Annotated in this window: 1 protein-coding gene; it reads right to left on the bottom strand. The window is 54.4% G+C overall.

Annotated features, from left to right (window positions below; all coding sequences use genetic code 11):
- On the bottom strand, positions 1-642 hold a 642-nt coding region (gene istB, locus IV91_RS0113675), incomplete at both ends, for an IS21-like element helper ATPase IstB (protein ID WP_031599365.1).

Below are 642 nucleotides of genomic sequence, written 5' to 3'. Positions count from 1 at the left end.
CCCTTGTGCGGTAACTCTTGCCATCAATGACGATGGTTTCGGCATGGTGCAAGAGACGGTCCAGAAGTGCGGAGGTCAGGGTGCTGTCGTTATTGAAGATACTGGACCAGTGTTTATATGTCCGGTTGGTGGTGATGACGATGGGGGCACGCTCATAGCGCTGGCTGATGATCTGGAACAGGAGATCAGCCCCTTGCTTGTCGATGGGCAGATACCCCAGTTCATCGATGATGAGAAGGGCCGGTTTGAGATAGCGAGCGAGTTCCTGCTTGAGGCGTCCACTGGACTGAGCAGCGGCCAAGGTATTGATGATGTCCACCGCGGTGGTAAAGAGAACGGAATGCCCACGCAGGCAAGCGGTATGTCCCAAGGCAATGGAGAGATGGGTTTTACCCAGACCCACATTGCCCACCAGAATGATATTGGAAGGTAACTCCCCAGTAAGGAAACCGAAACGGAACAGGGATTGCACTTTCTCCCGATCGATGGTTTTGGGCCAGGACCACTGGAAGTTCTCGAGGGATTTGATGACCGGGAAACGGGCTGCGGCAATACGCCGTTGAATGGAGCGGGTGTTGCGTTCTTCGATTTCACCCTGGATAAGGTTCTCGAGGTAATCGATGCAGGACCAGGAGCGCTCTC

The sequence above is a fragment of the Ferrovum myxofaciens genome (genome assembly GCF_000735045.1).
In the GTDB taxonomy this organism is placed as follows: domain Bacteria; phylum Pseudomonadota; class Gammaproteobacteria; order Burkholderiales; family Ferrovaceae; genus Ferrovum; species Ferrovum myxofaciens.
Note: the sequence above shows the minus strand (reverse complement) of the source record. Positions and strands in the feature narration are given on the sequence as shown.